The following is a 7,092-nucleotide window of genomic DNA, read 5'->3' as shown; positions in this document are numbered from 1 at the left end:
TGTTCGAACAGGGTTCGCCATTCTTGGTTAGTGCGTCGTTTGGCCATTTCAAATCTCCTTTGGGTTGGAGGTTTGATCTTATTATTCGGGCTAGACGATTAGAATGCGGGGTTTATGATGCGCTTACATAACAAAAATCCTATCACATTTCCGCAGTAGTCTTTATTAACGAAATCATAGTAAAGAATTCGGCGTACACTAGCACATAACGCCCTGTTAAGGTGTGAGCAACGCAATACCGAAGCCCCCTGCATACCTCCTTAAACACTAAACGCAACGCATAGCAAAAATGCCACGCGTTGCGAATCACTCTTAAACAGTTTGTTAGTATAATGAGAACAATGACATACTCAACTAGTTGATTACAGATAAAACTACGTGTAATCTCGAGTAATTTCTCGACTCTCACAACTCCGTATATTCAAACAATCAAGGAATACATACACTAATGGACTTCGTAACAAGAAACTTAGAATCATTGGAAAATGCAAAATCCAAGTTTATTTTTTTAATCTCTGAGATTGAAAAAATAGATGAGAATGATAAAGATCTTCCTCGTTATAAATCAGTTTTAGCCGATTTATCAGAGATAATCGATAACTCGGAAAGTTGGGATAAAACACTTTCCCGTTTACCTGAAAAAGCAAAAAACCAAGTCTTGAACAATTTAGATACATATAATAATGACCCACAAGGCTATACTGGAGTGTTAGCTCTTTCATCATTTGTTTTTATGCTTCATACAGCTCGAGATTTGCAAAACCCTGAAAAAATCAAAGCTATATTGAAAGAGGTTGGCGTACTTTAATCCAATGGAAGAGGCTCAGTTCCACGAGCCTTATTTCAATAACAATACAACCTTACCTGCTGCAAGCGCTTATACTAACGCCCGGCTAAGGGGTTGACAACGCATAGCCGAACTCAAAAAACACACTGTAAACACTGAACTTCAATTTTGCACTAAAGTCGCCAAGCGTTGGCAATCCCTCTTGAGCCGTTTGTTATAAGCGTGCTTCGTTTTACCATGTTTTATCTAAGTCTTGTGCGTATAAAGAAATAGCTCGCTGGTACTCTTTAATTGCATCACTATTCTTGGTCGATACTAGAAGTCCAAGTAGCAATGATATCGCTTCTTTATAGCGTCCCAAGTTGTAGAGGCACATGACATAGAAAGGCTGAACTTCAATAGAACCAGGGTAGTCACTGAGAGTTTGCTCGAAATAGCTTAACGCCTCTGAATACATGCCAAGGGTTCGATAAGTGCTCGCTAGCCCAAACAAAGCATCAAACCTTTCTACCGACGAAAGTAGACCCGAAAGAGACAACAGATAATGAGCAACCGCTTCTTGCTCTTTACCCTCATTGTCGTACGACCAAGCAATTTGCAAGTGAGCCTTAGCAGAATAAGCCTCATCATTTAATAACGTTTTTAGTAAAGCTCTCGACTCTTGATACTTAGCCTTTTTCCGCAATTCAATCGCTTGTTTGATGAGACTTTCCATAATTTTCCTCGAAGCTTATAACGCCCGGCTAAGGGGTTGACAACGCACCACCGAACTTAAAAAACACACCGTAAACCCTGAACTTCAATTTTGCACTAAAGTCGCCAAGCGTTGACAATCCCTCTTGAGCCGTTTGTTAGGCTATTAATCCACCAATTCAATACCTAAGCTTTCTAATAAGCTCAACGCTTCATATCGTGAAAACTTAGCCTTTTTAACGTTATTTTCTAGTACGTTAATGGAGTATGCTATTGATTCACTGAAATCAACCCCTTGCAAATTTGTTCTCATAAATAAACTGTGGCTAAGATCACTATAAATCATTATTGAACCTGCAAAGTTACCTTCACGGAAATCAACATCATGCAACTTACATTCATCCAAAACCAATTCATTTAAGGTCAGGCCAAAGAAAGACGAGTCATTTAAAATACAACGCTTAAAACTTAGCTCAAAGTCTGAGTGATAAACTGGCCATGTCGCTTTCGTCCAATCAACGCCAACTAACTTACTGTCTTGAAATTTAAGCTCAAAGAGCTTTGAGTTTGTAAAATCCACCAAACTCAAATTGCAGCGTTCAAATGTTCAGTTTGTAAACTTACATTTCTGGAATTTAACCGCTGAAAAATCGCAGTCGGAGAATTGGCAATCTTCAAACTCGACGTCGCTATATTTCTCATCAGGTGAGGAAAGCTTCTCAAAAGAAACGTCGAAATATTGCTCATTATTTTTTAAATCTATCATCGTATCCTCTGAATAGCCTAACGCCCGGCTAAGGGGTTGACAACGCACCGCAGAACTTAAAAAACACACTGTAAACTCTGAATTTCAATTTTGCACTAAAGTCACCACGCGTTGACAATCCCTCTTGAGCCGTTTGTTAGCTGCTACACTTTAGCCGGAGATTGACTAACCAATAGCCTAATTTAAAACACATTATTGCTTTCAAACGACAAAGTAAAACGGACAACTGAGAAACTAAAACCTAATCCACGAAACGCACTTGGCAAAGAAGAAATAACAGGAAAACTTGACGAGCTTCTAGAGCTTAAATTTACAAAGAATTATGTCGAAGAAACCAACAACCAAGTGCGCGAAATCCATTTAAGCGCAAAAGAGCTTCAAAACCAAAGAAGCCACACCAAAGAAATAAACAAACACACCACTTCCCGTCAGAAGACTTCGGTTAGTTCAACCGCTTCACAAACAGTGCCACTGGCGAGATACGCGGAAAAATGATGACTTTCAGGTGTAAAGCTAGAACCTCAGACTAAGAAAAATAAACACGTAATTTCATGATTTTTATTAACCTCAGCTAACGCCCAATTAAGTAGTCCGAAACGCGACTACCAACTTCCTGCACAACACCGTAATCACCAAACTCAACGCAAAACAAAAATGCCACGCGTTGAGGGTCTGCTTGAATTGTTTGTTATGTTTTTCTGTTCGTCGATTTTTCAATGAGCTCATTCAAAAATTGCTTATTATTTTTAGCATGTAACATTAGGTCTGTAAAATGGTTACCTGTTATTTCAGGCACACTAAACACCCTTTTCGGATCAATCCACTTTCCCCAGTGTATTGGTACTTGAATTTGAAGCATTGCGCTTTGAACCTCTGACCAAGACTTATATAAATGTGCTGATGTTCCACTAAAATCTGGATGAACCGAGCATATATTGATAAGGTTATTTAAGCTTATTAGTTCTTCAATATAGCGTATCTGACTAAATTCCCACCAATAAATTTCAATATTACCATCAAAATATTTTAGGGTATCAATATCTCCATTGTATACTATTGCTGATTCGCCAAAATCAGGTAAGCAAAATTTACACCCATACATTAGTTCTAATACACCATTAATTCTAAGTAACTGGACTCTAGACCATACAATATTTTCTTTAGAAATAACATCCCTATTACATTTGGGATTTTGACACTTAAGGGGAAAGTAATCCCAATCAGTTTTATTAACATGATGATGGAGCTTATGAGGTTCAGGAAAGTACTTTTGTAACGTATATCCTGTCATATTTGGAATGATGTCTAGAATATCACTTTGATAAAACTTTATACATTCAATCGGCATCTTCTTTCTATTACTTAATTGCTCAAACTGTGACTCCAAATTGCTTGTGGCATGGGTTGAATAAAAAGCAATGAAACCATCACACTCGTGCCTCAAGACTCGGTCTGATATGTTTTTTTCGATATCTGGACCGATGGCTTTACCCGAATTCGCATAATGCTTACAACTAACCAAATAAGTAATTCCAGATTTTCTTACGATCAAGTCTTTACCTTGATCGTTTCCCTCAGATGGTCTTCCAATTATTTCATACCCTATATACCAGAGCACATCTTCTGCAAAGAACTCCCACTGGGTAGAGTCAAGAGACTTTAGTTCTTCAATATACATACGACTTCCTTTCATGATCTGGTTTAGTAAAGTATCTACTAAACGTGGGGTACTCTGAAACATAACGCCCGGCTAAGGGGTTAGACAACGCATAGCCGAACTCAAAAAAACACTGTAAACACTGAACTTCAATTTTGCACCAAAGCCGCCAAGCGTTGGCAATCCCTCTTGAGCCGTTTGTTAGTTGCCCTTGCCCAACTCCAGTGCTAACATTTGTACACACGCAAACTTAGGAACTACTTATGGACACTAGAATTCAATTTCGTGTTGATGACGAAATTAAACGTTTAGCCCAACAAATGGCTGAGAGCCAAGGTCGCACACTCAGCGATGCTTGCCGTGAACTTACTGAACAAATGGCTGAGCAACAAAGAAAAACATTATCTCATGACGCTTGGTTAACTGAACAAATAAACCTAGCATTTGAGAAGTTTGACTCAGGAAAATCTTCATTTGTTGAACATAATTCAGCTAAAGCACGAATGACTGAACGAAAGGCCAAAATTCGTAATCGAGGCCAGCAATGATTTTATGGGAAGAAGAATCGCTAAATGATCGAGAGAAGATCTTTGAGTTTCTTTATGACTTTAACCCTGATGCGGCTGAAAAAACTGATGACATTATTGAGGCTAAAGTAGAAAACTTACTCGAACAACCATTGATGGGTGTTCAACGAGATGGAATTCGAGGACGATTACTCATTATTCCCGAAATCTCAATGATCGTTTCGTACTGGGTAGAAGGTTCAATTATTCGCATAATGCGAGTTCTACACCAGAAGCAGAAATTCCCTACCGATTGATTGTAGTCGGTGGGCAACTAACGCCCGGTTAAGGGGCAGACAACGCCACTATCAAGCTTCCGCATAACACCGTAACCACAAAAACCAACGCATAATAAAAATGCCACGCGTTGGCTGTCCCTCTTGAAGCGTTTGTTAGGTGCTAATTGCCCACTCTAACTAGTTCAATCGTGCAGGTTGAACTGCTTGAACCAAAGCTTGTATATCGACATTGTTTAAACCACCTTTTTTTGCCTTATTGTTCAAATAAGTGCCAAACTTCTCGGTGACATAAATGTCGTCCATCCAAAGACGGAACTCACCTAAAGCCTCAACAGGATAAATCCATGCCATTGGATCTTTTTGGGGGAAATCTTCCGGAAATACGTGAAGGTGTTTTCGACGAAGACCGTATTTTTCATCAAAGCTATTGCCACACCAATGTTTGCCCCAAGCCATACCAACGCTTATATCTGGCATCGTATTACTGTCAAAAGGCATACCACCTCTAATACCGGAGATTACTAAATTAGCAATCTCAGAAAAAACACTGAAGTAACCTGACGGTAACTCGTTAAGTGTTATACGCTCGTGAAAAGTTTTCCAATATTGTGGCAGCGAGTCTTCAGGATTGTAGCCTGTGCGTTCATAAATGAATGTACGAAGAGTTAGTCTGGCAAGGCTACGATAATTACGTGTGGCCTGTTCCTGTGGTGTTTGAGACTCGAACGCATAGTATTCAAGTATTGCCATGCAATTAACATCGTTGATTGCATGGTAAGTTTTCCCATCGACGGTAATTGGAACATATAAACTATTTGGGTCACCACCTTGCTCCAGAATCAACCGCTCAATAGCCTGACCACGAGGCTTAAAGCGCAAATCTGCTTCCCAATCTTTTACAAGAGTGATTATTACACTTGGTGCAACACCACATAAGGCAGCCAAACCACGAGCACCAAGATACGGAGTGCCGTTGTTCATTACCCCCATTTCAATTCCGTCAGGAGCAGTATGTTTTACTGAAGATAGTTGAAGGTTGTATTGTTCCATTTAGATTCCTTTCGATTAGATACCCATTTTTTATATGTGGTCTCATATGCAAGAAAACAAGTATGAAGTACGATATTTCTAGCACCTAACGCCCGCTTAAGGGGCAGACAACGCTACTACCGAGCTTCCGCATAACACCATTATCACAAAAACCAACGCATGATAAAAATGCCACGCGTTGGCTGTCCTTCTTGAAGCGTTTGTTAGCCGATTTTCAGGTCTAGCTTGAAATTACGAATAATCTTTTCATCCAAACAGCTTCGTAAAAACTTATTCATTTGTGTCATGTCATTAGAATAGTAAAAATCGAGCATGAGCGTATTAAACTCTTGCTGACGCTTGGCTTGCACATTAATGATAGGAAAACCATTAGCCAACAAAATACCGTTCATCATGAACCGACCGGTACGTTTGTTAACATCCCAAAAAAATTGAGCGCGTGCCATTTGTAAAAATGCAGTAATTGCTTGATCGTAAACATCAGATTCACTATTAACCTGACTCTCAACTTCAAGCCATTTATCGTCCAACTCATCTGGAGCGGGGGGCTCATACTCTGAACCCGTAATGGAAACGTAACCAGAGCGAAACTTACCCCACTCTAACGCTTCTTCTTTGCCAGCTATATTGTGAATTTTCAAAGCGGTTTCTTTATTAAATTGAAACTCACCTTGATCAACTAAGCCAAAAATAAGTTCCCATGCTCGAGCTTGGTTCATTGCCATATTTTGATCACTAATTCGATGGCCACCTACGGTGATCCCATCAAGAATCGTTTGCACCTCAGGCAAAGTCATTGCTACACCCTCGAGGTTAACAGCGTCATAAACCAAAGCTGGAACATCTCTTTTGGCAAGTTGTTTAGCCAACGGTATATTTGGTTTCATATTCCACATGTTATCTGTCAATGCTGTCATGGTGGTCTTCTTCAATGTAAGTAAAACTTGGCTAAGTATACACTTACTGATGAGTAAGGTGGTAGAAGTCGGCTAACGCCCGGCTAAGGGGTTGACAACGCATAACCGAACTCAAAAAACACACTGTAAACACTGAGCTTCAATTTTGCACTAAAGTCGCCACGCGTTGGCAATCCCTCTTGAGCCGTTTGTTAGGCCAACCAATTGACACCTTCACTTTCAAAACTAAAGAACAGAAGTGGACCCCAATGGTTGGACGCATAAGCTCATTTCTTAAGTGGTTGACCCAGCTCATGCTGCGTATCTTTGCCTACCGAAGTAGGCCTCATCAGGAGTGAGGTTATTGAGTCCTTGATGGTTACGCTCTTCATTATAAAACACCATGTAGTTGCCGATTTCAAGCTCGGCTTCACGGGG

8 protein-coding genes and 2 pseudogenes are annotated in these 7,092 nt (G+C 39.9%); 4 read left to right on the top strand and 6 right to left on the bottom strand.

Going from position 1 to position 7,092, the window contains the following annotated elements:
• Positions 1 to 448: 448 nt before the first annotated feature.
• Positions 449 to 808 carry a hypothetical protein gene (locus tag UF06_RS03455; RefSeq protein WP_045569190.1) on the top strand — a complete coding sequence of 120 codons (360 nt, stop codon included), beginning with the start codon at positions 449 to 451 and terminating at the stop codon, positions 806 to 808.
• Between the two features lie 211 nt (positions 809 to 1,019).
• Here the strand turns inward: UF06_RS03455 and UF06_RS03450 are convergent, their stop codons facing one another.
• Together UF06_RS03450 and UF06_RS03445 are read right to left on the bottom strand one after the other, a co-directional pair.
• Positions 1,020 to 1,502, bottom strand: a complete 483-nt coding sequence (locus tag UF06_RS03450) for a tetratricopeptide repeat protein (protein ID WP_045569189.1) — start codon at positions 1,500 to 1,502, stop codon at positions 1,020 to 1,022.
• Between the two features lie 144 nt (positions 1,503 to 1,646).
• A pseudogene (locus UF06_RS03445) lies at positions 1,647 to 2,246 on the bottom strand (pentapeptide repeat-containing protein).
• A gap of 195 nt (positions 2,247 to 2,441) precedes the next feature.
• Here UF06_RS03445 and UF06_RS03440 point away from each other — a divergent pair.
• Positions 2,442 to 2,741: a hypothetical protein gene (locus tag UF06_RS03440; RefSeq protein WP_226972542.1), complete on the top strand. Its 300-nt coding sequence runs from the start codon at positions 2,442 to 2,444 to the stop codon at positions 2,739 to 2,741.
• Between the two features lie 193 nt (positions 2,742 to 2,934).
• Here UF06_RS03440 and UF06_RS23125 read toward each other — a convergent pair whose 3' ends face one another.
• A complete protein-coding gene (locus tag UF06_RS23125) occupies positions 2,935 to 3,924 on the bottom strand; it encodes a restriction endonuclease (RefSeq protein WP_052702506.1) in 990 nt (329 codons plus the stop codon).
• Between the two features lie 242 nt (positions 3,925 to 4,166).
• Between UF06_RS23125 and UF06_RS03430 the strand changes: the two genes are divergently transcribed.
• Both UF06_RS03430 and UF06_RS03425 read left to right on the top strand, forming a co-directional pair.
• Positions 4,167 to 4,451, top strand: a complete 285-nt coding sequence (locus UF06_RS03430; RefSeq protein WP_045569188.1) for a type II toxin-antitoxin system RelB/DinJ family antitoxin — start codon at positions 4,167 to 4,169, stop codon at positions 4,449 to 4,451.
• Complete coding sequence (locus UF06_RS03425; RefSeq protein ID WP_010320663.1) at positions 4,448 to 4,726, top strand: type II toxin-antitoxin system mRNA interferase toxin, RelE/StbE family; 279 nt, start codon at positions 4,448 to 4,450, stop codon at positions 4,724 to 4,726. The genes UF06_RS03430 and UF06_RS03425 overlap by 4 nt, the downstream gene beginning before the upstream one ends.
• Before the next feature lie 159 nt (positions 4,727 to 4,885).
• Here the strand turns inward: UF06_RS03425 and UF06_RS03420 are convergent, their stop codons facing one another.
• From UF06_RS03420 to UF06_RS03410, 3 genes and pseudogenes are all read right to left on the bottom strand, one after another.
• Positions 4,886 to 5,758 (bottom strand): hypothetical protein, encoded by an 873-nt coding sequence (locus UF06_RS03420; protein WP_045569187.1) that lies wholly within the window; start codon positions 5,756 to 5,758, stop codon positions 4,886 to 4,888.
• 203 nt (positions 5,759 to 5,961) lie between these two features.
• A complete protein-coding gene (locus UF06_RS03415) occupies positions 5,962 to 6,675 on the bottom strand; it encodes a Fic family protein (RefSeq protein WP_171816691.1) in 714 nt (237 codons plus the stop codon).
• Positions 6,676 to 6,966: 291 nt separating this feature from the next.
• Positions 6,967 to 7,092: pseudogene (locus tag UF06_RS03410) on the bottom strand (IS3 family transposase); the annotation flags it as partial.

Source organism: Vibrio sp. S234-5 (genome assembly GCF_000960595.1).
GTDB lineage: Bacteria > Pseudomonadota > Gammaproteobacteria > Enterobacterales > Vibrionaceae > Vibrio.
Note: the sequence above shows the minus strand (reverse complement) of the source record. Positions and strands in the feature narration are given on the sequence as shown.

Bases quoted from the DNA above. Each gene is read 5' to 3' on its own strand.
- UF06_RS03430 (WP_045569188.1), top strand. From the start codon at position 4,167: ATGGACACTAGAATTCAATTTCGTGTTGATGACGAAATTAAACGTTTA.
- UF06_RS03425 (WP_010320663.1), top strand. From the start codon at position 4,448: ATGATTTTATGGGAAGAAGAATCGCTAAATGATCGAGAGAAGATCTTT.
- UF06_RS03420 (WP_045569187.1), bottom strand. From the start codon at position 5,758: ATGGAACAATACAACCTTCAACTATCTTCAGTAAAACATACTGCTCCT.
- UF06_RS03450 (WP_045569189.1), bottom strand. From the start codon at position 1,502: ATGGAAAGTCTCATCAAACAAGCGATTGAATTGCGGAAAAAGGCTAAG.
- UF06_RS03455 (WP_045569190.1), top strand. From the start codon at position 449: ATGGACTTCGTAACAAGAAACTTAGAATCATTGGAAAATGCAAAATCC.
- UF06_RS03415 (WP_171816691.1), bottom strand. From the start codon at position 6,675: ATGACAGCATTGACAGATAACATGTGGAATATGAAACCAAATATACCG.
- UF06_RS23125 (WP_052702506.1), bottom strand. From the start codon at position 3,924: ATGTATATTGAAGAACTAAAGTCTCTTGACTCTACCCAGTGGGAGTTC.